The organism is Protofrankia sp. Cas4 (assembly GCF_963555915.1).
Lineage (GTDB): Bacteria > Actinomycetota > Actinomycetes > Frankiales > Frankiaceae > Protofrankia.
The window spans coordinates 21,421-48,029 of sequence record NZ_CAUVXL010000113.1; the positions used below are offsets into that span (position 1 = coordinate 21,421).

The window sequence follows — 26,609 nt, forward strand, 5'->3', positions numbered from 1 at the left end:
TGGCCGAAGGCGGCGCGATCATTGTCGTTCCGCGCCGCCGGCGGCCAATCGGACGACGTCCCCGGCGGTGACCGCCAGGCGCCGCGCCGCGCTCCCCCTGTTCACCGCGAGCGCCACGAGGCCGGCGGAGTCAACGTAGACGACGATCTCGCCCGGATCCACCGAGGCAAAGGTGAGCCCGAACAGGCCGGTGGCCACCGACCGGTCCGCAGTGATCTCGATGGTACGGCCGGGGGCAACCCAGGCCGAGGGGAGCACGTCCGCGGCGCCGGCCAGTTGGACGTTGCCGAAGGTGTCGACCGTGAGGACTTCGATCTCGACTGCGGTGGGAGACGCCGCACCGGCGGTGGCCGGCCGGGCGGGCCGCACGACCGGCGGTGGGAGCCGAGCGAGCCCAGCTGGGTCCACCGGTATGCCGAGGCCGGCCAAGTCCTGGCCGGCCACGAGTGCGGCGGCTGCGGGCGCGAACACATCACGCCCGTGGAACGTCGCCGACACCTCGGCGGGTACCGCCAACGCCACCACGGACCGCACGCCCCCGAGCGCGTCGGCTGCGGGCGGCAGCAGGCCGTTGTCGGGGCCGACGAGAAATCCCCGTGGGGTGGCCACCGCGAGCGCACGCCGCGAGGTGCCCACCCCCGGGTCGACAACCGCAAGGTGCACCGCGGGTGGCAGATGCCCGACCGTCTGGGCGAGTACGACCGATCCCCGCCGCACGTCACCTGCTGGTATCAAATGAGTGATGTCGATGATGTGAACGCCGGGCGTCCGACACAGCAACATCCCATGGCAGGACGCTACGAACCCGTCGACAAGTCCGTAGTCGGACAGAAAACTCACACACGATATATGACTCATACGACTCATACGACTCATATGACTCCACTCGTCCGGAGCCGGGCGATCTCCGGCGCACCGTAGCCGAGCTCGGCGAGGATGACGTCGGTGTCTGCTCCGAGTGCGGGCAGCGGTCCCATCGGAGCCTCCTCACCGGGAAAAGCAACCACCGGGCGCAGTTGGCGGACCGGTCCCACCGGTGAGTCAACCGAGGTCCACCGGTTCCGCGCCGCCAACTGAGGGTGATCGAGCAATCCGCGGACGGTATTGAGGCGAGCATGGGCGATGCCGGCGGCGTCCAGTCGGGCCTCGGTCTCGGTCGTGCTCAGCGCCACGACGGCGTCCGCGACCAGCGCCTCGGTGCGCGCCCGGTTACGCACCCTGGCCTGGTTGGTGGCGAAATCGTCGGCGGCAGCCGCCTCCGGCCGGGCCAGCACGTCGGTTGCCAGCCGGGCCCACTCACGATCGTTCTGGACGCCGATCAGCAGACGGTCACCGTCGGCTGTCGTGAACGCCTCGTAGGGCGCGATCGACGGGTGGCCGATGCCCAGCCGTGGCGGTTCGACGCCGGTGTGTTCGACGGTCTGTAGTGAGTACCCCATCCACTCGGCAAGGGCGTCGATCATCGTGATCTCGACAGCGGCGCCGACGCCGGAACGCTCGCGGCGTAGTAACGCCGCCAGTACCGCTTGGACGACGTAGGTTCCCGCGGACACGTCACCCGCGGCGAACCCCGCCTTCGCGGGGTGCTCGTCCGTGCCCGTCGCGGAGATCAGCGCGGTCTCGGCCTGGATGAGCATGTCGTAGGCGCGCTTGTGCGCATAGGGGCCTTGCGCGCCGTAACCGGAGAGATCAACGGCCACGAGCCTCGGATTCCCCGCAGCCAGCGTGGCCGCGTCGAGGCCCAGCCGGGCCGCGGCGCCCGGCGCCAGGTTCTGTGCCACCACGTCCGCACGGCTCACCAGCCGGGTGAGCACCGCGCGACCTTCGGGAGCCTTGATGTCGACGGTCAGTGACTGTTTTGATCTGTTCAGCCAGGCGAAGTGGGCCGACATCCCACCCCGCACCGCCGCGTCGTAGGCCCGGGCGAAGTCTCCGGACCCCGGCCGTTCGACCTTCACCACCCGGGCGCCGAGGTCAGCCAGATGACGGGTGGCGAACGGCAGGGCCACCGCGTGTTCCAGGCTGACGACGGTTACACCTTGCAGCGGCAGCACGCCCTCACACTATCGGCCGAAGGCGGCGCGATCATGTTTTTCCGCGCCGCCGGAGGCCCGATCGCCGTCCACGACGTCCACGACGTCACCGTCGACAACCTCGTGATGGGCGTGCCCCAGTGCCGGCGGTGGGGCAGCGGCCGGCGGCTGTCGTGGAGTGACCAGCGACGGTGCGTCCTTCTCGATCGGTGGACCGCCGTTGGCGAATACCACTGCCAACCACGGTACGACGATGGCGACTGCGATGGCGACGAAGCGCGCCCAGTCGCGCAGCGCAACCACGGCAAGGATGAGGCACACGGTGCGGAACAGCATCGAGATCACGTAGCGTCGCTGGCGGCGTTGGATCTCCTCCGGGCGCGACAGGGCCGCACGAGTGATCAAAGTGGTGTCGCTGTTCCGCCTGATCCGCACCGACGCACCCCTTACGACTGCTCCCTGCGACCATTCACGTCCCTGTGACCGCTCACGTCCCTGTGACCAACCGATGCGTCCGGCCTCGCAGACCGGCGCCGACGGCGCCGCGAACGGGCGGTCAGACGAAGAGCGCCCGGCACCTCCAAGCCTCCAGGCCTGTTCAGTGTGCGCGCCCGGGCCCCGCATCGCCCGCGAAAGTCCGACTACGAGCGCCCGGCAACGGGGACGCGACGTCGCGGGGCTGGGGCACGCACCTCGCGATCTACCCGCCCCAGCCCCACTTCTTGATCCACGCTGCTCCTGCCAAGCGCTCTGAACGATGTGAATCTGATGCTCCTGCCACAACACCAGATTCACATCGTTCCCACAAAGCGCCCGGCAAAGTATGCCGGGCGCCGGGTACCTGCGTGGCCGGACGTCATGACGGACCCGGTGCCCAGTTGATTCCCGACACCGCGGTGAGGATGACCACGACGCCGATCGGAGGGTTCGTGCGTTGAAACGGGTATCGATCGTCTGTGACGGATGCAACAGGGAGCCACCGGCTTCCGCTGATGTTCGCCTGGGCGGCACCACAGGGGCAATACAGGTAGGAGCACCAAAAAATGATCTCCAGCAAAGGATCCCACCGAAGCGCCCGACGTCATCTGTCGACCTCGGCGCGTTCCGGGCCTCCTCGCGAGACTCCACCGAAGCCCGCGCCCACCCCACCTCCGACCTGGCGCCGCTGGCTGCTGCCCATCGGCATCATCATCACCGTGGCCCTGTTGTTCGCCCCCAGCATGTTCGCGAAGCAGGCGACCGCCTACAGCTTCACCCAGCTCACCCAGCAGGTGGACGCCGGTACGGTACGCAACATCACGATCAACGACAAGGGTGCGGTCACCGGCACTCTCAAGGACGGCACCGGGTTCACCTCGCAGGTCCCCACCGCGCTCGATACCCAGGGAGTCCTCACCCAGCTGCAGGCCAAGAAGGTCGACGTCAAGGCGACCCGCTCCGGCACGTCCTTCCTGTCGATCGTGCTGAGCTTCCTGCCGCTTCTTCTGCTGGTGGCGTTCTTCCTCTGGACCGGCCGAGCGGCGCAACGGTCGCTGGCGGGCGGGCTCGGCGGCATCGGTCGATCCCGAACGAAGATCATCGATGCTGAACGCCCGACCACCCGATTCACCGACGTGGCCGGCTACGAGGGCGCGAAACAAGAGGTCAGTGAGGTCATCGACTTCCTGCGTAATCCCGAGCGGTACCGGCAGGCCGGGGCGAAGGGCCCAGGTGGGGTGCTCATGGTCGGGCCGCCCGGCACCGGCAAGACGCTGCTCGCCCGGGCGGTCGCCGGTGAGGCCGAGGTGCCCTTCCTGTCGGTGAGTGGCTCCGGGTTCGTCGAGATGTTCGTCGGGGTCGGTGCCTCCCGAGTCCGGGACCTGTTCAACGAGGCACGCAAGCGGGCACCGTCCATCATCTTCATCGATGAGATCGACGCGATCGGGGGCAAGCGAGGCTCAGGGCTCATCGGCGGCGGTCACGATGAACGTGAGCAGACCCTCAACCAGCTCCTCGCCGAGATGGACGGGTTCGACCCGGCCGAGGGCGTGGTCGTCCTCGCCGCGACCAATCGGCCCGAGACCCTCGACCCGGCGCTGCTGCGGCCCGGACGGTTCGACCGGCAGGTCACCGTGCCGCTACCGGCCCAACGGGAACGGGCGGAGATCCTCAAGGTGCACTGTCAGGGCAAGCGGTTCAGCCCGGAGGTGGACCTGACCGTGGTCGCCCGGGCCACCCCCGGCTTCTCCGGCGCGGATCTGGCCAACCTGGTCAACGAGGCCGCGATCCATGCCGTGCGGGAAAGGCGCAGCGTGCTGACCGCGAAGGACTTCGACGCCGCCCGGGACAGGATCATCCTGGGCCGGCGCGACGCCACCAACGTGCTGCTGCCCGAGGAAAAGCAGTCGGTGGCCGTCCACGAGTCCGGGCATGCGCTGGTGGCGGCGCTCTCGCCGCACGCCGACCCGGTGGCGAAGATCACAATCCTGCCGGCAGGGATGGCGCTCGGTGCCACCCAGCAGTTGCCTGAGGACGAACGGCACCTCTATACCGAAAGCTACCTGTATGCCTCGCTCGCCGTGCGCCTCGGCGGGCGGGCCGCGGAGCTGGTCGTCTTCGGCCAGGGTTCGACCGGGGCCGCCAACGACCTGGCCGGCGCCACGACGCTTGCCACCCGGATGGTGCGCGAGTTCGGCCTGTCCCCTGTGCTGGGGCCGGTGGGTTACGCCTCGGGCAACCCCCAGTACCTCGGCGGCGAGGAGTTGGTCTCCAGACCGTACTCGGAGGAGACCCAGCGGATCGTCGACTCGGAGGTGGCCAGGCTTCTGCGGGAGGCCGAGGAGCACGCCATGACGCTGCTGCGGGCCCACCGCGGCGCGCTGGACGCGCTCACCGGCATCCTGCTGGAACGGGAGACCGTCGACGGCGGCGTGCTCGACGACGTCCTGCGTGACCACGCCCCGGTGTATGCGGACAGCGACGCCGACCGGTCCCCGCAGTCCTCGCAGGTGTCCCGGTCGGCGTCGCTGGGCAAGGAATAATTCCGTTGTGAACGCCGGTACCGGTCCGGTCGGGCCCGGCCGCTACCAGGGCCCGGCTGCTACCTGGCCATCGACTGTGAGGGGTCGAAGGCGTCGTAGGCTGATTCGCAGGCGCGACGGACCGCGGCGGACAACGCGCGCAGCGTGGTCGACCGCCGGTCGATCTCCTCGGCGGTGACCGCCGCGCCGTCGTCGCGTGCCGCGAGGTCGATCAGGCTCGCGATCCGCACGGCCTGCGCGAGCAGCGCGTGGGCGGACGGTGGGTAGCCGGGTGCGAGCAGCGGAACCGGTTCGTCGGTGTGGCGTTCGCGGAGCACCGAGAGCACCTCGGGGCCGGCCTTCGCCCGGTCGAGGTTGAGCAGCGCGGCGGTTGCGGTCCGGATGGCCTCGTTGAGCTCGTGCTCCGCGGCGCGCAGCGGCGAGGGCGGCGGTGGCAGGTGGGCGCCGGTCGCCGAGTGCCAGTGCACCGACTCCAGACCGCCCTCGACCGCCGGACCGTGCGCGGTCACCGAGGGCACCAGGACCAGCGGCGGAGTGGGGCCGAGCACGACGATCGCCTCGCCGGCGGCGAGGGCTTCCCGGTTGGTGGCCGCCGGCCCCGGCAGACCGCTGACATCGCCGGGCACCGGCAGAACGAGCCGCAGGCGCCGGGTACCGACGGTCCGCAACCAGCCGAGCCCCAACGCAAGTCCCTGGCCGTCAACAGTGTGCGGGGCGTCAGGCCCACCGGAGCCCTCCCGGATCTGGGCGATCGCCTCGTCGGTGCTGACGAGCCCAGCGAGCCACGCATTACCCCATCCGGTGAGTGCCCCCGAGCGAGGCGAGGCAGCTTGGCCGCAAATCACGATGCCTACGTTAAGGAATGATGGCCCTGTCCTGCGACGATCCGGGCCTAGATTACTGGGCGTCACATGCGGTCGACAGTTGGCAACGAGCCGGTCGTGGCCGAAATGCTCCAGCCGGGCGCCGGCGACGACTGCCTGCGCTCGGCCCGGATCCGCTCGGCACGCCGGCGGATGGGCGCGGCCGGACGGGCCAGCAGCCACGGCACGCCCACCTGCGCCATCCAACGGGCGTGCGCAAGCCGGGTGGGCGCCGCGGTCGGCGGTCCCATCTTCGGCAGCGCCAGCAGCGGAATACCGGCTTTGCACAGAGCCTCGGCGAAGGCGCGGGCGATGAGCTGGTGGCCGCGAGGTCCCGGATGGACCCGGTCCACGTCGAAGGTCGACAGCTGATAGATATCGGGATGACGCGCCAGGTCGACCACCAGCACACCGGGATCTGCCGCGGCCGCGGCGTCAACGGCCGCGTTGAGCTGCCCGACCCGGGTTGTGAGCAGACGCCGGGCCGGGCCGGGTAGCCGCAGCAGACGTCCCGGGTCGTGCAACCGTGCCATCAGTACCCAGATGCCGTCGGCCCGCAGGTCCCGGACGCCCCACACGAGGTTGTGCCGCAGGCGCAGCGGATCGAATCCCGGGGACATTATGTCGTTCATTCCCGCAATCATGCTCACGATCTGCGGACGCAGCGTGCGGGCGACGGGGATCTGGGAGTCACGGACGTCCTTGGTGGTCGCACCGGTGGTCGCGAGGTTCGCGAACCGCACCTGGTCGGCCGGGGCCAGGGATGCGGCCAGGGCGGCGGCCCAGCCCCGGCCGGCGAGGGCCCGGTCAGCATGTGCCCTGCGGTACCGGCCCATGCTGACACCGTCACCGAGCCCGGCCGTGATGCTGTCACCGAGCGCGACGAAGCAGATCCCGTTCACCGTGACGTCAGGCCGCTCGGGTCGCGCCACCGCGATGGTCACCGGAACCGCGATGGTCATCGGCACCGCCGAACGCGTCATGACCGGACATCGAGGACAGGCCGTGGGCGGCGAGGAAACCGTCGATGGTGACGCTCCACGGGAACCGCTCAGCGCGGGCCCGGGCCACTCGCCGACGGGTGGGCCCGTCGAGGGCGACTAATTCTTCGACGCCGTCCGCGAAGGTCCAGCCGCTGCCCGCCGCGACGATCCCGCTTCCCGGCGTGACGAGCTCCGCCAGAGCGCTGCTGTGATGGACGACCACCGGGGTACCGCTCGCCATGGCCTCCAGCGCAGCCAGACCGAACGTCTCCACCGGCCCTGGTGCAAGTATGGCGTCCGCAGAGGCGAGCAGGGTGGCCAGGCGATCACGATCGGCGACATAGCCGAGGAAGATGACCGGAAGACCGCTCGCGCGCCGGGTGAGGCGCCCCCGGCTCGGACCGTCACCAGCGATCACCAGCCGGCTGGGCACCCCGCGGCGGACGAGCTCCGCCAGCGCGTCCACAGCCGTGTCCCCCCGCTTTTCCGGCGACAGCCGGCCGACGTTCACCAGGAGAACCTCGCTGTCGCGGGCGAACGCCCGGCGCAGCGCACTGTCGTAACGGTCGGGGCGGAAACGCTCGAGATCGACACCCAGAGGGATCTGGCACAGATTCGTTGCGCCGATGCGGACGAACTCGCTCCCGGCCCACGCGGTGGTGGCGACCACCGTGTCGAAGGTTCGCGCAAGCGCGGCATTGGACCGGTCCGCCGCGGAGCGGACCGGCAGCACCCCGCGCAGCGACCGGGGCGTCCACAGGTTCAGCAGCCGGTCGAGGCGTTCGTGGCTGACGACGAGGGATCGGACACCGGCACGGCTGGCCCAGCGGCCCAGGGGCCGCAGCGACGCCCGGTCGTGCACCTCGATGCGGTCGGGTGCGGCGGCGTCGAGATGGCGGATGACCCGCCACGGGTCGGTCAGGACCCGGTAGTCCGTGCCGGGCACCAGCGGTGCCCGCATGGTCACCACCCTGGCCTCGGGGGTGTAGCGGACGCTGTCGCATTCCCCGGGTAGGACCTGGATGACCTCATGACCGGCCGCCGTATAGCCGGCGGCGAGATGACGCATTGTCGTGCGGATACCACCGGACCGCGGCGCGACGAAGTTGGCGGCCTGAACGATTTTCACCGGATACTCCCGTCATCGTTATGGTAAGCGCCGTCCCGCCCACTGTCTCGCACATAGCGGTCGACAGCGACGCGGTGGAGCTGTGCCCGACGAGCGAGGACGGTCCGCGAACGCAGAGCGCCGACCCGCGCCTGCGCCACCCCGAAACCGCGGACGTCGTGATAGTGGCCGATGAGCTCGTCCCCGATCGCGCTCCAGCCGCAGCCGGCGACCGAACGCCGGGCGGCGGCGCCCATTGCCACCCGCCGCTCACCGTCGGCGATGAGGGTGGCGACCCGATTGGCCAACGCCGACGGGGAGTCCGGTGTGAAGTGCAGGCCTGTGTGGCCGTCGTCGACCACGTCGAGCAGGCCGCCGGCGGCCGGAGCGACCACCGGGACGCCACTGGCCTTGGCCTCCTGCGCGGCCTGGCAGAACGTCTCATGGGAACCGGTGTGGACGAACATGTCCAGACTCGCCACGATCGAGGACAAGTCCCGGCCGGACTGGAAACCGAGAAAGGTCGCCCGGTGTAGCTGACGTTCCAGAGTCGGCCGCATCGGCCCGTCACCAACGATGACCAGCCGGACCCCGGGGAAATCCTGCACCGCGCTGAGCAGATGCACCCGCTTCTCCCGGGCGAGCCGGCCGACGTATCCGATCAGTAGCTCACCATCAGGGGCGAGCCGGTGGCGCAGGGCGGCGTCCCGATGGCACGGGTTGAACCGCTCCAGGTCGACCCCACGTGCCCACCGGGCGATCCGGTGAACGCCCTGGCTCAGCAGCATGTCGACGGCCGGCCACGACGGCGCGAGCGTCCGCCCGGCCAGCCGGTGGACGGTCGCCACCCATCGCCAGATGGTGCGTTCGGCCTGGCCCAGCCCGTAACGAGCGGCGAAGCCGGCGAAGTCGGTCTGGTAGACGGCGACGCTCGGCAGCCCCAGCCGCCAGGCTGCGAAGGCGGACTGCGCGCCCAGCCCCGCCGGTGCGGCCAGGTGCACGACATCGGGTCGGAATTCCGCCAGAACGCCGACCAGCCGGGGCCACGGAGTGGCGACCCGGAAGGTCGGATATCCTGGCATTGGAACAGAGGGTGCACGCAGTACCCGTGCCCCGGCGTAGACGTCGGGGTCGGCAGCTGGTACCTGAGTTCCCGCTGCGGGGGCGATGACGAGCGCTTCGTGCCCGCGATCTTGCAGATGTTCGAGCACACGGCAGACCGAGTTCGTCACCCCGTCCACGTGCGGCAGGAACGACTCTGTGATCACTGCTACGCGCACGACACTAGGCTCCCAAGCTACGGGGATCGCTCGCGGACGTCCGCTCGTCCGCGACGTGAACATTGTGGCACAACTTGATGTTACTGATCGCGGCATAGCGTGAGTAGGCAAATATTCGCGGAGGCCGAAAACCGTGCGTGGAACAGTCCGGCAAGGCGAGGACGACCCCGGCAAGGGCCGGCGCGGCAAAGACCAGCGCGGCAAGGACCAGCTGATCGCGGATCTCGTGGCGGCGCTCGGCGCCGACCACGTCCTGGTCGACCGCGATCTCACCGCCGGTTACGAAACCGACTGGACCGGTGCCTTCACTGGCCGCGCCGCCGCTGTGGCCCGCCCCGCGTCGACCGGTGAGGTCGCCGCCGTCCTGCGGGTCTGCGCCGCCCACGACCGGCCCGTCGTACCGCAGGGCGGCAACACCGGCCTGGTCGGCGGGTCGGTACCGGCCGGAGCCGCCACCGGCGCGGTCGTGCTCAGCCTGCGCCGACTCACCGCGATCGACCCGGTCGACACGGCCGCGGGCCTGGTCACCGCCGCGGCGGGCGCAACCCTCGCCGATGTCCGGACACACGTGCGCGCAGCCGGCTACACCACCGGTATCGACCTCGCCGCCCGCGACTCGGCAACCCTGGGTGGGATCGCCGCGACCAACGCCGGCGGCGAGCGGGTACTACGACACGGCATGACCCGCAGCCAGATAGCGGGGTTGGAGGCCGTCCTCGCCGACGGCCGGCTGGTACGGCGGCTGTCGGGTCTACCCAAGGACAACGTCGGCTACGACCTGCCGGCGCTGTTCGTCGGCAGCGAAGGCACCCTGGGAGTCATCACCAGGGTGCAGCTGCGCCTGGTCGGGCTGCCCCGCGCGCGGACGGCCGCGCTGATCGCCATGGCGGACCTCACCGCCGCCGTCAATCTCGTCGCCCAGCTTCGGGCCACGGTCGGATCCCTGGACGCCGTCGAGCTGATGTTCGACGGCGGCATCACGCTGGTCTGCGACCACCAGGGTCTGCCGGCACCGTTTCCCGGCCGGACCTCCCCGGGACACAACACTGCCTACCTGTTGGTGGAATGTGTGGGGCGCACCGATCCGGCCGACGAGCTCGCCGCCGCGATCGAGACCGCCGCGGGTGTACTGCACATCGCCGTCGCCACGACAGCCACGGACCGTCGTCGGCTGTGGGCTTACCGCGACGGCCACGCCGCGGCCGTGAACGCCCTCGGGGTCCCGGTCAAGCTCGATGTCGCCGTCCCCCTCACCCGGATCACCACCTTCGTCGACGATCTCCCGGCACTCGTCCGAGCTGTGACGCCATCGGCCCGGCTGCACCTGTGGGGTCACCTGGCCGAAGCGAACCTGCACGTCAACATCACCGGACCCGACCGCGACGACAGCCGCAGCCGGGAAACGCTCGCCGGGGCGATCCTCACCCGGGCCGCGGCCGACGGCGGCAGCATTGGCGCCGAACACGGCGTGGGACGCGCCAAAATGCCCTGGATAGGCCTGTCCCGATCACCTGACGAACTCGCCGTGATGACCGCGGTGAAGCATGCCCTGGACCCCGCCGGCCTGCTCAACCCCGGCGTCCTCGTCCCGCCCTACGGCATCGGCCTCACCACAGGCCCGTGGCCAGCCTCGGCCTCGGCCTCGGCATAGTTGTCCGTCGGCCAGCCACCCCTTTACCAGGGCCGACGCGCCAACCGGTTGACACCGCCGCCGGTTGCGCTCGTCACAGTGGGCCTCCGGCCCGCCGCCTCCGGCCCGTCCACCACGTCCATCGTGGGCGACACGCCCGGACCGGACGGCCCGGGCGATGATCGGCATATGTTTGTCGCTGTGTACGCTTTTTAGCCATATATCCGTACCTAACGACAAACTCGTGCCGATCTTGTCAGCGGTCGACGCTCTGGCGCGCGGACAGGTACGGCGCCATCGCCTGGACGGCCTCGCACGCGTGCGCCAGGAAAGCACGTCATCACCATCCGCGACGCCGTCGCCACGGAGGTCAAAAGGAGGTCAAAAGGAGGTCAACCATGGATCGTAGTGGTGGCGTACAGGAGCGGCGGTCAGTCGCTGCGCCGCGGCGACGACGTCACCGAGGGGCAGCGTCAAGTCCGCGACACGGAGATAGACGGGACTCCCGAAATGCTTGATCCCTTCCCGCGCGAACTGACGCCGCAGACCGCGGGGCCCTGCCATGGCGCGGTGTGCGTCCACGGGAACGAACACGATCATATCGTGGACCCTACCCTTCCGGATTATACGGGTGATCCGGATCTCGGCAACGTCGGACCACCCCAAATACACCCGAGCCGAGTGCAAAGTCACCCGTTCGGCATCGAGAGTGAGCAGAGGGAAACCGCGGAATGCCCGCCAGGCGGCCCGCAGGCAGAGGAATACTATCAGGGCAGTTGCAGACACGTTGAGAAGGAACACCGGTACAAACAGCGGCCGATAAAGATCAGTCATCACAAAATAGCCACAGGCCGCAGCCGCGACCAGTAAAATCATGCAGAAGATGGCGGCCTGCTTGAAGGTCGCAGCCTTGTAGCCGATACTGAGGACAGCAGGCCACGCATGAATAAACTCCAAAGATACGATGGCGAGAATTTGCACGAACCCATGCGCGGCAGGCAACACCGGACAACGGCGCAGCCCGAAAAGAAAGGCACGGTGACCTGCACGCCCAGCTGGACGTGCAGCAAACAGCAACAACACAAGCGGAACGCGGAAGACGCGTCAGCATGGGCACACCGAGGTTCCCACGGTTACGTTCAGAAGACAGCCAGACTGTTACCCGGACAAGAAATCATCACCTATGCCCGGTACAGGTGGATTCACGCTGCGGAGCATTGCACATAAGCCGTCGCAGAGTCGAGCCATTCAGCATCTACCGCAGCTGTAGTTCATCTGTTGTTATTGATCGGTGTCACACGCCCCACACGCCCCCCACGCCCCCCACGCCCGGAGGGCCCCCGGTCGATGCCGGTCCCGTACTCGCGGACATGCCAAGGCAGGCGGCACCGCACCACCGCGCCTACCGCGCCTACCGCACTGTCGGGACGGACTCAGGCAATGACGATCCGCGGTGGCACAGGGTCAGTTGAGACGGGGGCAGAAGTGCCCGGTCGGACCATCCGGACGTCCGCACAGCACGCACGGAGGTCTACCGGCGGCGACGATGCTGCGCGCCCGCTCCACGAACGCCTTGGTCTGGTCGAGGGACAGGGAGACCTGGAGGGTGTCGAGCGAGGTCTCGTCATCGGGGCCCCCGGCCGCCACCCCGCCACGAGCCCGGCCCGCGGCCTCGACCAGCACCCGCTTACCGTCCCAGGACACCGTGAGCTTGCCGAGGTGGAAGTCCTCCTCGAAGGGGGCATCCAGCGGCGCAAGGTCAACGAAGACATCCCGCGCCTCGGGTACGGCCACGCCCCCGGTGCGGCTAAGCTGACCGAGGAGCGTTGTCAGCCCTTCGGTGAGCGCGTTGACCTCGATCTTCTCCAGGCCGACGGTGACAACCTGCCCTTGCGCGCTGGCCTGAAGGTAGAAGTCACGTTCGCCGGGCTGACCGACGGTTCCGACCACGAAACGGTCTGGCGAATCGAACACGTGCCGCTGCTGCTGGTACACCTCGTCCCTCCCTAGACTCCCCTACGGCCTCCGGCTGCGCGAAAAACCACGATCGCGCACCCTTTGGCCCCTGACTCCCCTACGGCCTCCGGCTGCGCGAAAAACCACGATCGCGCACCCTTTGGCCCCTGACTCCCCTACGGCCTCTTGCCCACGCCTGCGTTCCTACGTCAGTCAACGTCGTATCCCCCGGGGTTCCTCCCTGGCAACGTCAGTGATGTCCAGACTGGCGGTGGCGTTGCGGGTAGGCTCCTCATCCGCCGGGGTGCCGGCAGCGGCCGGACGGCGAGCCCGCCCGGCGCAACACCACAGCGGACACACGTCGTGGCTCGGCCCCAACTCACTGAGTGCCCGTCGCGGCACGTCGCCGTGCCTGCGCTCGTCCAGCAGTTCGCGGACCATCGCAACAAAACGGCGGTCGGTCCCCACCGTTGCCGCCCGGCGAAACGTCAGACCTGCTGTACCGGCCCGCGCGGCCGCCTCCACATCGAGATCGTAAACGACCTCCATGTGGTCACTGACAAAACCAATCGGTACCACCACAACCGCGGTCATGGTACCAGTGGCGCCGAGCGCCGCGAGATGGTCACCGATGTCCGGGACGAGCCAGGGGACGTCCGGCGGCCCGCTGCGGCTGACATAGGCGAGGTCGTAACGGTGGCGGCGCCCGGTCCGGGATGCGACCCGGTCGGCGACCGCACGGGCCGCGGCCGCGAACTGCCGGGGGTAGGCGTCACCGCCCGGGCCGCTGGTTTCGGCCTGCGCAGTGGGGATCGAGTGGGCGACGAAGACCAATCGCGTGCTGTCCGACGAGGACGCCGGAACCGTTGCCAACGCGTCGACCACATGGTCGACCATGGGCAGGACAAAGCCGGGATGGTCGAAGTAGTGCCTCATCTTGATCAGTTCCGGTACGCCCGAACCGACCGTGGCCCGCGCGTCCGCGAGATTTTCGCGGTACTGGCGGCAACCGGAATAGGAGGCGAAGACGGACGTGACAAAGCAGGCCGCCCGCCCGATGCCGTCGCGGCGCATCTCCGCGAGGGTGTCGGCGAGAAACGGCGACCAGTTGCGATTGCCCCAGTACACGGGCAACGGTGCGAGTTCGGCTTTCAGCGCGGCCAGTAAGGCGCGGTTCTGGTCGTTGATCGGGCTGCGGCCGCCGAAGCGGTGATAGTGCTCGGCAACCTCGCCCAACCGTTGATCTGGGATGCCGCGCCCGCGGGTGACGGTGCGCAGGAACGGCATGACGTCCTCAGGCGCCTGCGGGCCGCCGAAGGAGACCAGCAGCAACGCGTCGACCCCGACCGGAGCAGCCGGCCCAGGGTCGGTTCCGATATGATCAGCTGTAGTCCTCCTGGCGTCCGACACGCCTCGATCGTCCCCCGCGCACGGTGCGCACCGCATCCCGGGGGGTCGGCTGTAGGCGCTGACGACCCTCCTAATGCCCCATTCCGAGCCCGCCGTCGACCGGGATCAGCGCCCCGGTGATGTAGGACGCCGCCGGCGAGGCCAGGAACGCCACGAGTGCGGCCACATCCTCAGGCGCACCCATACGCCGGGCCGGCACCTGAGAGACGAGGTTGTCGCGCTGGGCGTCGGTGAGTGCGTCGGTCATGTCCGTGCGGATCGGGCCGGGCGCCACGATGTTCGCGGTGATGCCGCGCGGTGCGAGCTCACGGGCCAGCGAACGGGCCAAGCCGATCAGGCCGGCCTTGGACGCGGCGTAGTTCGCCTGCCCGGCGGCACCGCTGGTCGCCGACACCGACGAAATGAAGATCAGACGTCCGCGCCGCATCCGCAGCATCGGCCGGGCGGCCCGTTTGGCCACCCGATACGCGCCGAGCAGGTTGGTGTCGACGACCTCCTGGAACACGTCCTCGCTCATGGTCAACAGGAGGGTGTCCCGGGTGATCCCGGCGTTGGACACCAGCACCTCCACCGGCCCGAGCTCGGCTTCGACTGCGGCGAACGCCTTGTCGACCCCCTCCGTGCTGGTGACGTCGAGCCGGACCCCGAACATCCCGTCGGGGGCGCCTCCCCCGCGGCTCGCCACGGCCACCCGGTCGCCCGCCGCGGCCAGCGCCGCCGCACACGCGGCGCCGATCCCTCGATTACCCCCAGTTACAAGTGCCACACGCCCCTGAGCCTCCGCCATAGGTCGGATGGTAACCGTCAGATGGCGCAACCAGTGGTCTCACCGTCCGCGACACACCGAACCCCCGCCATGATGGCTGCTTCGCGAGACGATGCGGCAGTGCGCCTGACCATCAAAGTTCGCCCCGGATCGGCCCGGACCTCGGTCGGCGGTTTCCAGGAACTCGCGACCGCTGGTGAGCCCGTCGGCGCCGGTGGTGGGCTGGCGCTGATCGTCCACGTCACCGCCCCCGCTGTGGACGGCCGGGCAACCGAAGCTGCGCTGCGGGCGCTCGCGACCGCCTTTGGTGTACGCCGCCGCGAGGTCGTGCTGGTCACAGGCGCCACAAGCCGCATGAAGATCGTCGAAATCGGCGGGCTACCCGAGCCCGAACTACGCGGCCGACTCGCCGAGCTCGGCGTCGGGCCCGACAGGCCGCCGGACCGACCAGGCGCATCAGTCCGCACGCGCACCAGTTCCCGGAAGGATCAGTCCCCGAGGTAGGGCTGAGCAAGCATCGCACCCATCCCGCCATCGACCCGCAACGCGATACCGGTGACACACGCCGAGGCGTCCGATGCCAACCAGAGCACCGCTTCGGCGACGTCATGCGCGGTCACCGTACGGCCGAGCGGGATCTGCCGCTCGTAGGCGGCGAGTCGCTCCTCGCCTCCGACCCGCGAGGTGAACCTCGCGCTTGCGACGGATCCCGGTACGACGGCGTTCACCCGGATCCCCTTCGGCCCGTACTCGACGGCGGCCGAACGGACCAGCTGCAGGAGCCCCGCCTTGGCGGACCCGTACGGGGCGACGCCGGGAACGGCAGCCAGACCCGCGGTGGATGCCGTGCAGATGATCGAACCCCGGCCGGCGGGAACCATGGCCCGCAGCGCCGCACGCAAAAAGAAGAAGCTGGCGCCGAGGTTGAGCGCGAGGTCCGCCTGCCAACCGTCGTCCTCGATGGATACCAGCGGCCCCTGAGCCAGCCCGGCACCGGCGTTACTGTGCAGGATGTCGAGCCGTCCCCAGGTAGCCACGACATCGGCGACGAGCTGGTCGACAAACGCCGACAGGGTGACGTCACCGGCGTACTCCTCGGCGCTACCGCCCTCGGAACTCACCTGAGCGACCGTTTCCTTCGCCCGCTCGGGCACAAGATCATTGACCACCACATGAGCGCCGTGGGCGGCGAGCAGGCGCGCGGTCGCCCGTCCGATACCCGATCCGGCGCCGGTGACGATCGCTAAGCGGTTGTCCAGACTGCCGGTCAAGCAGTCCACCTCCGAATGGTCGACGCATCATCAAGCAGGCAGATAAGTTAAATCTAACAAAACAAACTCGACATGGAATGGAGAACGGCGATGGCGGGGACGCTCGTCGGCCGCAAGGCCCTGATCACCGGCGCCGGGCAGGGGGTCGGCCGTGGCATCGCCCTGGCCGTCGCCGCGCAGGGCGCGGCTGTCGCCCTCGTCGGGCGGACCGAGTCAAAACTGATCGAGGTCGCCAAGGAGGTCCATGAGCTCGGCGGCCGGGCGCTGACCATCCCCGCCGACGTGACCCGGCCCGAGGACATCGCCAGGAGCGTGACCGCGACGGTCGACGGGCTCGGCGGTCTGGACATTCTCGTCAACAACGCCCAGCAGACCGCGCTCGGCTCCATCCTCGACGTCGAGGAGTCCGTTCTCCAGGCATGCTGGGAATCCGGGACGCTCGCCACCTTCCGGCTGATGCGCGCGTCCTATCCGTATCTGCGTAACGGCGGCGTTGTGATCAACCTGGGCAGCTCGACCTCGGTGAATCCGATGCCGGTCGGCCGGGGTGTCTACGCGTCGGTCAAGGCCGCGACCCAGACGCTAGGCCGGGTGGCTGCCGCGGAGTGGGGCAAGGACGGAATCCGGGTTCTGACCGTGCTGCCCGCGTCCACCAGCCCCGCCGCGGATGCGTGGGCGCAGGCGCAACCCGAGGAGTACGCCCGGAGTCTGAGCAACATCCCGCTGGGCCGGCTGGGCGACCCGCGCCACGACATCGGGGACGTGGTCGCCTTTCTGTGCAGCGACGCCGCCAGCTACATGACCGGTACGACGATCGCGCTCGACGGCGGCCAGGCGTTCCTGCGCTGACCGAGCCGCGTCCCGCCAGCCGGGTCGTCCGCCAGCCGGGTCGTCCGCCAGCCGGGTCGTCCGCCAGCCGGTTCCCGGCGGACGACCACCGCGAGGCCGCACGTACCGATCACGTATGGATCCGCCTACGGATCACGTGCCGATCACGTACCGATCGCGTGCACACCGCCGTCCACATGAATGATCTCTCCGGTGGTGGCGGGGAACCAGTCCGACAGCAGCGCCACGCAGGCCTGGGCCGCGGGGCCGGTGTCATGGATGTTCCAGCCGAGCGGCGCGCGCTCGTCCCAGACAGCCTCGAACCGCTCGAAGCCGGGGATGCTCTTGGCTGCCATCGTGCGCAGCGGCCCCGCCGCAACCAGGTTGACCCGGACGCCCCGAGGTCCGAGATCACGAGCGAGATAGCGGGTCGCGGACTCCAGCCCGGCCTTGGCCACACCCATCCAGTCATAGGACGGCCAGGCCACAGCCGCGTCGAAGTCGAGCCCGACGACCGAAACCCGCTCACCGAACAACGGCAGGGTCGCCCGGCACAGGGAGGCCAGCGACCAGGTCGAGACCTGCACGGCGGTGGCGACATCGGCCCAGGGTGCCTCCACGAACGGCTTGCCGCCCAGCACGGATTCGGGCGCGAAGCCAACCGCGTGCAGGACACCGTCCAACCCGTCGGTGTGCTCAAGGATCCGGTCGGCCAATGCGCTCAGGTGCTCTTCGTCGGTCACGTCCAACTCGATGACGGGAGCCTCGTCGGGGAGCCGCTTGGCGATCCGGCGGGTCAGCGACAGCCCGCGGCCAAATCCGGTCAGCACCACCGTCGCGCCCTGTTCCTGGGCGATCCGGGCGACCCCGAACGCGATGGACGCGTCCGTCAGGACGCCGGTGACGAGGATGCGCTTACCTGCAAGGAGTCCACTCACAGCCGGCATCCTGCCAAACATCACCAGCTGCTGGCGAGACGCCGCACCGACAAATTCACCCGCCGCGGACGGTGGGTTTCGCACGACCGACAAGCCTCATAACGATCATTGCGAGGACACTGGCCGCCACGGACGCGACGAGCACCGCGGTGGCGGCCCGCTGCTGGGCGCCGAAGTCGTCGAGGGCAAGCCGTGACATCAGCAGGCTGACGGTGAACCCGATACCGGCCAGCACACCGATCGGGGTCACCCCGCGCCAGCCGAGCCCGACGAGCAGCCGCGCCGCGCCGACCCGCACCGCGAGCCACACACCGCCGAGAACACCGATCACCTTGCCAACGACGAGCCCGGCGATGATGCCCTGGGACACAGGGTCCTCGAACACGGCACGCAGCGCCGTCACCGTGATCGGCACCCCGGCCTCGGCGAGCGCGAACAGCGGCACGACCAGTCCGGCCGAGAGCGGATGCAGTCTGTGCTCAAGGCGCACGGCGGGTGAGAGGCCCTCACCGGGGTCGGCGTGCACCCGGGTGAGCAGCGCCAGGGCGATACCGGCGACGGTCGCGTGTATCCCGCAAGCGTGTACGCATATCCACACACCCAGAGCCAGTGGGATGTAGAGCAGCGGCGAGGTCCACCGTCGCCGCTGAGCGAACGCATAGCCGGCCAGCAGAAGCACGGCCGCGCCCAGCCAGACCGGTTCGAGCCCGCTGGTGAACAGAACAGCTATCAGGATGATGGCGCCGATGTCGTCGACGACCGCCAGGCTCAGCAACAGCACCCGCATCGAGGTGGGCAGGTTCGTCCCGGCCAGGGCCAGCACACCGAGTGCGAAGGCGATGTCGGTGGCCACCGGGATCGCCCAGCCGTTAGACGCCCCCGGCGCGCCCCGGGCGACCGCCAGGAACACCAGAGCCGGGGCGACCATGCCGCCGAGCGCCGCGACGACCGGCAGGACAGCGGCGCGAGCGTCCGAGAGCTCCCCGACGACGAGTTCCCGCTTGAGCTCAAGGCCCGCGACGAAGAAGAACACCGCGAGCAGGCCGTCGGCCACCAGCGCCCCGGCGCTCAGATGGTTCAGATGCAACCAGGACGGGCCGAAGCCCAGCTGCGCATCCCAGACCTCCCGGTACGTGCCACCGGCGACGTTTGCCCACACCAGGGCGATCAGGGTGGCTCCCAGCAGCAGGAAGCCACCGGTGGTCTCCTGGCGGAGGAACTCGGCGAACTCCCCACGGCTCGACAGAACCTGGGGGACGCGGGAATGTGTGGTCACTCGCCTGCGTGCCACCGGTTTCCTTCCGGGAACGGCCCGCCCAGGGCGGCCACGGCCACGGCCACGGCCACGGCCACGGCCACGGCCAACGATCGCACGCTCCGTTCGCTGGGTACCGTGGCAACTCTGGGTACCGTGGCAACAATGTCCCACCGCAGGTGGCACTCGGCCGATGGACACGCAGCGGACACGGCGGCGTCTGGTCAACCGGTCCCGCATGACGTCCCGCGGAAAGGCGGTTCCGCGGTGCTCAACAGGAGTGCCCGCCTGGTCCGCCGGATCGTGGTGACCGTGCTCGGAGTGGGCGTGCTCGGGGTGGGGGTTGCGCTGCTCGCCCTGCCCGGCCCGGGATTCCTCATCGTCGCGCTGGGGTTCTTCATCCTGAGTCTGGAGTACCCATGGGCCCGGCGACGGTTCGAACGGGCGCGGCAGAAGGCCGCCGACCTTGCTGACCAGGCCGCGGCGGCGGTGTGGTCATCCGTTTTCACGATCGTCTTCGGGCTGGCCATGGTTGCCGCCGGCGTCGCGTGGATTGTCGTGGAAGCGCTGCCTTTCTCCTCTCCGTGGACGGGCGGCAGCCTCATCTTCGGCGGCCTGGTGATCCTGATCACGATGCTGGTCAGCCTGTGGCAGGCCCGACCGGTACGCGACGCCGGCCGACCGACCCGCGACTGACGCCGCTGCGCGCCGGTAGCTGTACGCGGGGTTAGGCCGCCGTCCAGGTTTCGCTGTGTTCCCACAACAGCCGGGCGAGCTCCTCGCTGACGACCCGGCTCGGTTGCCGTTCGCGGCAGTTGTCGTAGAAACGGCCGGTCACGCCCGCCAGCTCCGGGGCCGTGGCGCAGTAGACCGATGTGCGGGCGCCGTCCTCGGTGGAGCGCATCGGCATTTTGATCAGCGGCCGGATCGGCCAGGGCACCCGCCGCCAGATGTCGGACGCCACCGCGCCGGGGTTCACGGCGTATGTCGTGACACCACGACCGGCCAGCCGACGGCCGAGCTCCTGGGTGAACAGTACGTTGCACAACTTGGACACCGCATATTCGGGAAATCCGGTGATGCTGTGCGTGGGTTTGCGTAGCATTGTGAAGTCAATTCCCTTGGCCCGGTAATGCCCGTCGCTGGAGACGGTGACAACGCGAGCAGGCGCACTAGCCACCAGGCAGTCGAGCACGGCGGTGGTGAGCAGGAAATGGCCGAGGTGGTTGACCCCGAAAGCCAGCTCGAAGCCATCCCGGGTGATGCCCTGATGCCCAGCGACACCGGCGTTGTTGATGAGCCCGTGCAGCGGCTGACCCAGAGCGAGGAAGTCCTCGGCGCACCGACGCACGGACGCCAGGTCGGCAAGGTCCAGGGAAAGGAAGGCGACGGCCTCGTTCCCGGTCGTCCGCACGATGTCGTCAACGACGGCTCGCCCCTTGGCCTCCGATCGGCAGGCGATGTACAGCCGCCCGCCACGCAGAGCAAGATCACAGGCCGTAGCCAGACCAATCCCGGTGTTGGCGCCGGTCACCAGGAACGTTTGCCCGACAAGATCCTTCATGTGACCGATCCAATCATGATCGATACCTCCGTCTACCGCGAAGGCCGGCCCTGGCGGCTGCGCACACAGAGATCAGACGATCATCGGGCGATGTCGGCGATCTATGCACCGATCCACCGACAGTTCAGGATACCGGCCGATAAGCAACATCATTACGAGTGAACGCAGCGCTACCCGCCGACAGGCGGCCAACACGACCCGTCCACCCGAAACCACACGCCTGGTGATGGTGCCGTCACCGCCAGCCGTGGGTAGGACGGCTACACGACGTGGTCGACGTGGTCGGGGTGACTCCTGGCGGCCGTGCCGGTCGTGTGGCCGACATCTCCGAGGGAAGGAACAAACAGTGGCGGCGACGAGCTGGTTCTTCGAACCCGGTCACACCGGCGCGCAGTTCACGGCCAGGCACATGATGGTCACCTACGTGCGAGGGCAGATCAAGAACATTCGCGGGTCCATAGAGGTCGACCCGGACGAACCCGAGAACGCACGCATCGAGGCGACGCTGGACGCGACCGGGGTGTACACCGGCGAACCCAACCGGGACGCCCACCTGCGCAGTGCCGACTTCTTCGACGTGGACCACCATCCGACATGGACGTTCACGGGAACGCGGGTGACCCAGGTGAGCGCGACGGAGTTCGACGTCACCGGGGAGCTGACCATCCGTGGGACCACCCGCCCGGTGACTCTGGCCGTGACATATCTGGGCCAGTGGGATACGCCCTGGTGGGAGAACGGCCAGAACCTCGGGCCACGGCGACGTGCGGGTTTCGTCGCCGCGACCCGTATCAACCGGCACGACTTCGGCGTGAGCTGGAACGACGTGGTCGACCGTGGCGGCGTCGTCGTCAGCGACATGATCGACGTCACCGTCGACGTCGAAGCCGTCCTGGAGACCACCAGAACGGCAGCCTGACCTGGTCGAGGCCAAAGCGACGCTGCCGGTGGTTTTCGCGTAGCTGGAGACCCTGAGGCCGGTGGCCGTAACCCGCCCCCGAGGTCTCCGGCACGCCGGGCTTAGGCCTGGAATCGGACGGGCAGACCCGCCAGACCGCGGATGAGGATGTTCGGCTTGTACGGAGGGGTGGCGCTGAGCAGCTCGGTGGATCTGACCCGACTCACCAGCGCGTCGAGGAAGATCTCCATCTCCAGCAGGGCGAGTGGCGCGCCCAGGCAGTAGTGGTGGCCGAGACTGAAGGACAAATGACGCGAGACCGGGCGTTCGCCGTAGAATCGGGTGACGTCGAGCCGGTCTGGTTCGTCGTAGGCGTCAGGGTCACGGTTCGCGCAGGCGATCAGAGCGACCACGCCTTCCCCGGGAGCGAAGGTCCGCCCACCGATCACGAGCTCCCGCTTGGCGGCACGGGTGTTCATGTGAATGGGCGAGTCGTAACGGAGCAGCTCGTCCACGGCCCTGGGTATCAGCTCCGGCCTCGTGCCCAACAGATCGAGCTGGTCGGGGTTGCGCAACAGGGCAAGGGCACCGTTGCCGACCAGGTTCACGGTCGTCTCGTGACCCGCGATGATCAGGGTGATGCAGGTGCCGAGAACTTCCTCCGCGGTGAGCCTGTCGCCCTGGTCCTCCACCGCGGCCAGGGAACTGATCAGGTCGTCGCCGGGGCTGCGCCGCCGTTCGTCAACAAGTTGACGGAAGTATGCGGCGAACTCCGGCAGCGCCGTGTTGCGGGCGGCCAGCGCCTCGGCCGTCATGTAGACGTCGGGATCGAACGCGCGCGAGAGCGCCTGCGACCACTTCTGCACGAGTGGATGATCCTCGGCGGGCACGCCCAGAATCTCGCAGATCATGGTGAGCGGCAGCGGGTAGGCCATCATCTCGATCAGATCGAACTCGCCGGCGTCCAGCGCGGCGTCAAAAAGGCTGTCCACCAGTTCGGTGATGCGCGGCCGGAGCTCGGCCACCCGCCGCGCGGTGAATCCCTTGGTGACCAGGCCGCGTAGCCGAGTGTGGTCGGGTGGCTCCATCCACAGGAACGTGTCGGGGAAGGCCGCTGCCGGGATGGTGGGGTGCAGTTGCTCGGCTTCCTTGTCGTGCCCCCAGTCCGCACTCTGCAGGATCTTGACGCAGTCTGTGTAACGGGTTGCCAGGTGCAACCCGATGGCTGACATGTGGAGTGGTCCGGCGGCTCGTAGCTCCTCGTATCGGGAGTACGGATCGGCGCGGTTCGCCGGATCGAACAGCTCGCCCAACAGGGGCGGTACGACCATGTCGGTCCGCGTGTTCGCCGGGCTGGTTGCCACGTCCATTTCGGCTCCCTCTCACGATTCTTCGACGCTTCTCCGGTCACCGGTCGTCAGCGTCGAGCGCACCGGCGGATACGCTGACGCCCACGTCGGGAACAGAAATCGCCGAACGTGTCAGATCGTCCGGTAAAAAGCTATACCAGCAGATCCGACTGGCGCCACGGTGAACGGTTCATTGACATACCGAGGCAAGATCCCGACGGGTTTTCGTCCGACCGGCCACGCCACATCCCGTCGCATCATTGCGTCCATGAATGGATCTATCGGATGGCTCAATAATTAAAAAGCCGGCCAAACAGACGAGAATAAGATTCGAGATGACCCGACCATGCTGGCGGTGGACCACCTGTCGGTGGCGAACACAGGACGGCCACGGAGGCGTGATGGTACACGGTGGGACAGTCCGGAAGCCGAAGCAGGAATTCACGTCCGACACTGATGATCCGTTTCGGAGCCGGCCCGCGCTGGTTCCCCAGACCGCCGACGGCCGTGGCCACGCGGTCGTCCTGGGCGCCGGCATCGCCGGGCTGCTCGCCGCCCGGGTGCTCGCGGCAACCTTCGACCGGGTCACCGTGTTCGAGCGGGACGTCCTTGCCGACCCCGATGCCGACCCCGATGCCGACCCCGAGGCAGACCCGCGTCGCGGCGTGCCCCAGGGTCGCCACCTGCACGGCCTCCTCGACCGTGGCCGTCAGATCATGGAGGAACTGTTTCCCGGACTGACCGCCGAACTCGGCGCGAGGGGTGCTCCCACGATCGAGACGCTGGTCGGTTCCCGCTGGTACCTACGGGGGCTGCGGGTCCACCCGACCGAGACCGGGCTGATCTCGATACTCGCCAGCAGACCGCTGCTGGAAGCCGTCATCCGGACGAGTCTGCGCGGGACCGCGGGGGTGGAGTTCATCCAGCGGGCAGCCGCGACCGAGCTTGTCGCAGCTCCCGGCGCTCCCGGGCACATCATCGGCGTGCGGGTCCTGCGATCGGCCCGAACCGTTTCGGATGGCCCCGGGCCGGGCTCGGGCCCGGGGCCGGCGGCCGGCGAGCGGGCGGAGTTCGTCGGTGCGGAGTTCGTCGGTGCGGACCTCGTCGTCGACGCGACCGGACGCGGTTCCCGCGGCCCGGACTGGCTCGCCGCCCTCGGCCTGCCCCGGCCGTCGGAGCAGCGGGTCGACGTGGACCTCGGCTATGCGTCGCGGTTCTACCGCCGTAAGCCCGACGACCTTGACGGTCACCGCTCGATCATCATTTCGACGATGCCCGGGTTCCGTGGCGGCGGAGCTGTAGCGCTCGAGGGCGAGCGTTGGCAGATAACGCTTGCCGGGATGCTCGGCGACCATCCGCCGACGGACCCCGACGGTTTCGAGGCGTTCGCCCGGACGCTGCCCGTTCCCGACATCCACGACCTGGTCGCTTCGGCGGAAGCGCTCAGTGACCCGATCCCCCACCGCTTCTCCGGTTCGCTGCGTCGACGCTACGAGCGTCTGACGAACCCGCCCGTCGGGTTCCTCGCCATCGGCGACGCGATCTGCAGCTTCAATCCGCTCTACGCCCAGGGGATGACGGTGGCGGCCCAGCAGGCGCTGGCCCTGCGGACCTGTCTGGAGGCCGGTGGCCCGGATCTGCCCGCGCGCTTCTACCGGCAGGCCGGCCGCCTCGTGGACGCCGCATGGGAGATGGCAACCGGCGCAGACCTTCGCTATCCCGGCGTGCAGGGGCGACGCAGCCTACGCGGCCGGCTGGTCGGGGCATACGGCGAGCGGGTACAGATCGCCGCACATCACGATGCCACGGTGGCCGGCGCGCTGATGAATGTGCTGAACCTCGTGGAGGCTCCCACCGCGCTGCTGCGGCCCGCTGTGGTGGCGGGCGTCGTCCGGTCCGGTCGGGCACGTCCGTCCCTACCTGGGCAGCTGCCACCCGCCACCCGGGCTTGACCGCGGTTTCGTCGCCGTCAGGGCGCCAGCCGGACGGGGAGGGTCTGGAGGCCACGCACGACCAGGTGTGCCCGGTAGGCGAGTTGGTCTGTGCTCAGAGCGAGGCGCGGAGCGCGGCGGATGAGCGCCCGCAGAGCGATCTCTGTCTCAAGGCGGGCGAGCGGCGCGCCGAGACAGTAGTGGATGCCCAGGCCGAAACCGAGGTGCCGAAGGGCCGGGGCCGGCCCGCCGTAGCGGGTGATGTCGAACCGCTCCGGATCCCCGAAGGCGTCGGGGTCCCGTTGGGCGGCGGCCAACAGGGTGACGACGACATCGCCTGATCTGAAGGCACGCCCGGACACCTCGGTATCCTGTAGCGCAAAGCGTCCGATGAACTGTATGGGTGGGTCGTAGCGCAGCGTCTCGTCGATAACCGCAGGTACCAGGTCGAGATCAGCGTGCACGGTCGCGAGCTGGTCGGGATTACGCACCAGTGCCAGAACCGCGTTGCCGATCAGATTGACCGTGGTCTCGTACCCGGCGACCAGCAGCAACGCACAGAGTTCCAGCAGTTCGGCCTCGGTCAGCCGGTCACCCTGTTCGCGCACCGCCACCAGGTTGCTGAGCAGATCATCCGTAGGCCGGTTCCGCCGGTCCGTGATCAGATCCGTGAAATAGGCGTCGAACTCACGGGTGGCGTCGACGCGCTGGGCCAGTTCGGCGGGTGTAAGTAGATGGTCCGGATCGAGCCCACGGGTCAGCGCGGCCGCCCAGCCCCGGAACGTCTCCTCGTCCCGCGCGGGCACGCCCAGCAGTTCGCAGATAAGGCGCAGCGGGAGCGGGCGGGCGAACACGTCGATCAGATCCACCTCGCCCGCGGCCTGCGCGGCGTCGACCAGGGAGTCGACGAGTGCGGTGATCCGGGGCCGCAGACCGGAAATGACTCGGGGAGTGAAAGCCTTGCTGACCAGTCCGCGCAGCCGGGTGTGATTGGGCGGATTCATCCGCAGAAACGACCGGAGCCCGCCGTCGAGCGCGTCACTCGGGCGCCACGCATTGGTTCCTTCTTCGCTGCGGCCCCACTCCGCGCCCTGGAGAACGGTCACACAGTCCTGGTAGCGCGTGAGGATCGTGACCTGCTGCGCACCCAACGGCAGGCGGTAGAACGGATCGGCCTCGCGCAGGGCGCGGTAGCTCGGGTAAGGATCGGCGCGCCGTTCCGGTGCCGGGTCGAACGCACCGAAAGCCGGCGGTATGGCGGGAGCGACCACACTCGATGTCGAGGCAGAGTTCACGACCAGCCCTTCCTTCGCACGATCATCCGGTATGCGACGGCGCATGCCGGGCCGTCGCAGTTCGGCCATGCCGCCCTAATTCAGCCGTGCGATTGGCGACTGGCTGTCAGACAAACACTCGCCGGACGACGTTGCTCTCGGATGAATCGCCGCTGAATGCAGGACGGCAGGAATCGCACAGCGCGCCCTGCACACCGGTCACCCACTCCCGAAGCAGGTTGGTGCGGACCA

Annotated in this window: 24 protein-coding genes; 7 read left to right on the forward strand and 17 right to left on the reverse strand. The window is 68.9% G+C overall.

The window, feature by feature from the left end; genetic code table 11:
* Positions 1-18: 18 nt before the first annotated feature.
* From U9979_RS10450 to U9979_RS10460, 3 genes are read right to left on the reverse strand one after another with little or no spacing between them, the layout of a single operon-like run.
* Positions 19-858 (reverse strand): SAM hydrolase/SAM-dependent halogenase family protein, encoded by an 840-nt coding sequence (locus U9979_RS10450; RefSeq protein ID WP_416219891.1) that lies wholly within the window; start codon positions 856-858, stop codon positions 19-21.
* A gap of 14 nt (positions 859-872) precedes the next feature.
* Positions 873-2,054: a CaiB/BaiF CoA-transferase family protein gene (locus U9979_RS10455; RefSeq protein ID WP_322766301.1), complete on the reverse strand. Its 1,182-nt coding sequence runs from the start codon at positions 2,052-2,054 to the stop codon at positions 873-875.
* 9 nt (positions 2,055-2,063) lie between these two features.
* A complete protein-coding gene (locus U9979_RS10460) occupies positions 2,064-2,468 on the reverse strand; it encodes a DUF3099 domain-containing protein (RefSeq protein WP_322779219.1) in 405 nt (134 codons plus the stop codon).
* A 608-nt stretch (positions 2,469-3,076) separates the two neighbouring features.
* Between U9979_RS10460 and ftsH the strand changes: the two genes are divergently transcribed.
* Positions 3,077-5,053, forward strand: coding sequence for an ATP-dependent zinc metalloprotease FtsH (ftsH, locus tag U9979_RS10465; RefSeq protein WP_322779220.1), 1,977 nt, complete (start codon positions 3,077-3,079; stop codon positions 5,051-5,053).
* 59 nt (positions 5,054-5,112) lie between these two features.
* On the opposite strand, the gene U9979_RS10470 is transcribed toward ftsH, so the two are convergent.
* The 4 genes from U9979_RS10470 to U9979_RS10485 form a co-directional block, all read right to left on the reverse strand.
* On the reverse strand, positions 5,113-5,898 hold the full coding sequence (locus tag U9979_RS10470; RefSeq protein ID WP_322748654.1) for a hypothetical protein: 786 nt from the start codon (positions 5,896-5,898) through the stop codon (positions 5,113-5,115).
* A gap of 62 nt (positions 5,899-5,960) precedes the next feature.
* On the reverse strand, positions 5,961-6,878 hold the full coding sequence (locus tag U9979_RS10475; RefSeq protein WP_322779221.1) for an SGNH/GDSL hydrolase family protein: 918 nt from the start codon (positions 6,876-6,878) through the stop codon (positions 5,961-5,963).
* Complete coding sequence (locus U9979_RS10480; RefSeq protein ID WP_322779222.1) at positions 6,826-8,028, reverse strand: glycosyltransferase; 1,203 nt, start codon at positions 8,026-8,028, stop codon at positions 6,826-6,828. The genes U9979_RS10475 and U9979_RS10480 overlap by 53 nt, the downstream gene beginning before the upstream one ends.
* A complete protein-coding gene (locus U9979_RS10485; protein ID WP_322779223.1) occupies positions 8,025-9,287 on the reverse strand; it encodes a glycosyltransferase family 1 protein in 1,263 nt (420 codons plus the stop codon). The genes U9979_RS10480 and U9979_RS10485 overlap by 4 nt, the downstream gene beginning before the upstream one ends.
* 133 nt (positions 9,288-9,420) lie before the next feature.
* Between U9979_RS10485 and U9979_RS10490 the strand changes: the two genes are divergently transcribed.
* Positions 9,421-10,938 (forward strand): FAD-binding oxidoreductase, encoded by a 1,518-nt coding sequence (locus tag U9979_RS10490; RefSeq protein ID WP_322779224.1) that lies wholly within the window; start codon positions 9,421-9,423, stop codon positions 10,936-10,938.
* A 360-nt stretch (positions 10,939-11,298) separates the two neighbouring features.
* Here the strand turns inward: U9979_RS10490 and U9979_RS10495 are convergent, their stop codons facing one another.
* From U9979_RS10495 to fabG, 4 genes are all read right to left on the reverse strand, one after another.
* Complete coding sequence (locus U9979_RS10495; protein WP_322779225.1) at positions 11,299-11,898, reverse strand: hypothetical protein; 600 nt, start codon at positions 11,896-11,898, stop codon at positions 11,299-11,301.
* Positions 11,899-12,381: 483 nt separating this feature from the next.
* Positions 12,382-12,912, reverse strand: coding sequence for a DUF3090 family protein (locus U9979_RS10500; RefSeq protein WP_322749940.1), 531 nt, complete (start codon positions 12,910-12,912; stop codon positions 12,382-12,384).
* A 174-nt stretch (positions 12,913-13,086) separates the two neighbouring features.
* On the reverse strand, positions 13,087-14,250 hold the full coding sequence (locus U9979_RS10505; protein WP_322779233.1) for a ferrochelatase: 1,164 nt from the start codon (positions 14,248-14,250) through the stop codon (positions 13,087-13,089).
* A 103-nt stretch (positions 14,251-14,353) separates the two neighbouring features.
* Positions 14,354-15,070: a 3-oxoacyl-ACP reductase FabG gene (gene fabG, locus U9979_RS10510; protein ID WP_322749939.1), complete on the reverse strand. Its 717-nt coding sequence runs from the start codon at positions 15,068-15,070 to the stop codon at positions 14,354-14,356.
* A 99-nt stretch (positions 15,071-15,169) separates the two neighbouring features.
* On the opposite strand from fabG, the gene U9979_RS10515 reads away from it, so the two are divergent.
* A complete protein-coding gene (locus U9979_RS10515; protein ID WP_322779226.1) occupies positions 15,170-15,553 on the forward strand; it encodes a DUF167 domain-containing protein in 384 nt (127 codons plus the stop codon).
* On the opposite strand, the gene U9979_RS10520 is transcribed toward U9979_RS10515, so the two are convergent.
* Positions 15,538-16,320: an SDR family NAD(P)-dependent oxidoreductase gene (locus U9979_RS10520; RefSeq protein WP_322779227.1), complete on the reverse strand. Its 783-nt coding sequence runs from the start codon at positions 16,318-16,320 to the stop codon at positions 15,538-15,540. The genes U9979_RS10515 and U9979_RS10520 overlap by 16 nt on opposite strands.
* 90 nt (positions 16,321-16,410) lie before the next feature.
* Here U9979_RS10520 and U9979_RS10525 point away from each other — a divergent pair, with 90 nt between their 5' ends.
* Positions 16,411-17,169, forward strand: coding sequence for an SDR family NAD(P)-dependent oxidoreductase (locus U9979_RS10525; RefSeq protein WP_322749936.1), 759 nt, complete (start codon positions 16,411-16,413; stop codon positions 17,167-17,169).
* Between the two features lie 143 nt (positions 17,170-17,312).
* On the opposite strand, the gene fabI is transcribed toward U9979_RS10525, so the two are convergent.
* Positions 17,313-18,086, reverse strand: a complete 774-nt coding sequence (gene fabI, locus U9979_RS10530; RefSeq protein WP_322779228.1) for an enoyl-ACP reductase FabI — start codon at positions 18,084-18,086, stop codon at positions 17,313-17,315.
* Between the two features lie 55 nt (positions 18,087-18,141).
* On the reverse strand, positions 18,142-19,377 hold the full coding sequence (nhaA, locus tag U9979_RS10535; RefSeq protein ID WP_322779229.1) for a Na+/H+ antiporter NhaA: 1,236 nt from the start codon (positions 19,375-19,377) through the stop codon (positions 18,142-18,144).
* A gap of 231 nt (positions 19,378-19,608) precedes the next feature.
* Between nhaA and U9979_RS10540 the strand changes: the two genes are divergently transcribed.
* Complete coding sequence (locus U9979_RS10540; RefSeq protein WP_322749933.1) at positions 19,609-20,037, forward strand: PGPGW domain-containing protein; 429 nt, start codon at positions 19,609-19,611, stop codon at positions 20,035-20,037.
* Between the two features lie 31 nt (positions 20,038-20,068).
* Here U9979_RS10540 and U9979_RS10545 read toward each other — a convergent pair whose 3' ends face one another.
* Positions 20,069-20,905: an SDR family oxidoreductase gene (locus U9979_RS10545; protein WP_322749932.1), complete on the reverse strand. Its 837-nt coding sequence runs from the start codon at positions 20,903-20,905 to the stop codon at positions 20,069-20,071.
* A gap of 346 nt (positions 20,906-21,251) precedes the next feature.
* Here U9979_RS10545 and U9979_RS10550 point away from each other — a divergent pair, with 346 nt between their 5' ends.
* Complete coding sequence (locus U9979_RS10550; protein WP_322749930.1) at positions 21,252-21,824, forward strand: YceI family protein; 573 nt, start codon at positions 21,252-21,254, stop codon at positions 21,822-21,824.
* 101 nt (positions 21,825-21,925) lie between these two features.
* On the opposite strand, the gene U9979_RS10555 is transcribed toward U9979_RS10550, so the two are convergent.
* A complete protein-coding gene (locus U9979_RS10555) occupies positions 21,926-23,173 on the reverse strand; it encodes a cytochrome P450 (RefSeq protein ID WP_322779230.1) in 1,248 nt (415 codons plus the stop codon).
* Between the two features lie 380 nt (positions 23,174-23,553).
* Here U9979_RS10555 and U9979_RS10560 point away from each other — a divergent pair, with 380 nt between their 5' ends.
* Positions 23,554-25,104 (forward strand): FAD-dependent oxidoreductase, encoded by a 1,551-nt coding sequence (locus U9979_RS10560; protein ID WP_322779231.1) that lies wholly within the window; start codon positions 23,554-23,556, stop codon positions 25,102-25,104.
* 17 nt (positions 25,105-25,121) lie between these two features.
* Here the strand turns inward: U9979_RS10560 and U9979_RS10565 are convergent, their stop codons facing one another.
* Positions 25,122-26,378, reverse strand: coding sequence for a cytochrome P450 (locus tag U9979_RS10565; protein WP_322779232.1), 1,257 nt, complete (start codon positions 26,376-26,378; stop codon positions 25,122-25,124).
* Positions 26,379-26,609 lie beyond the last annotated feature (231 nt).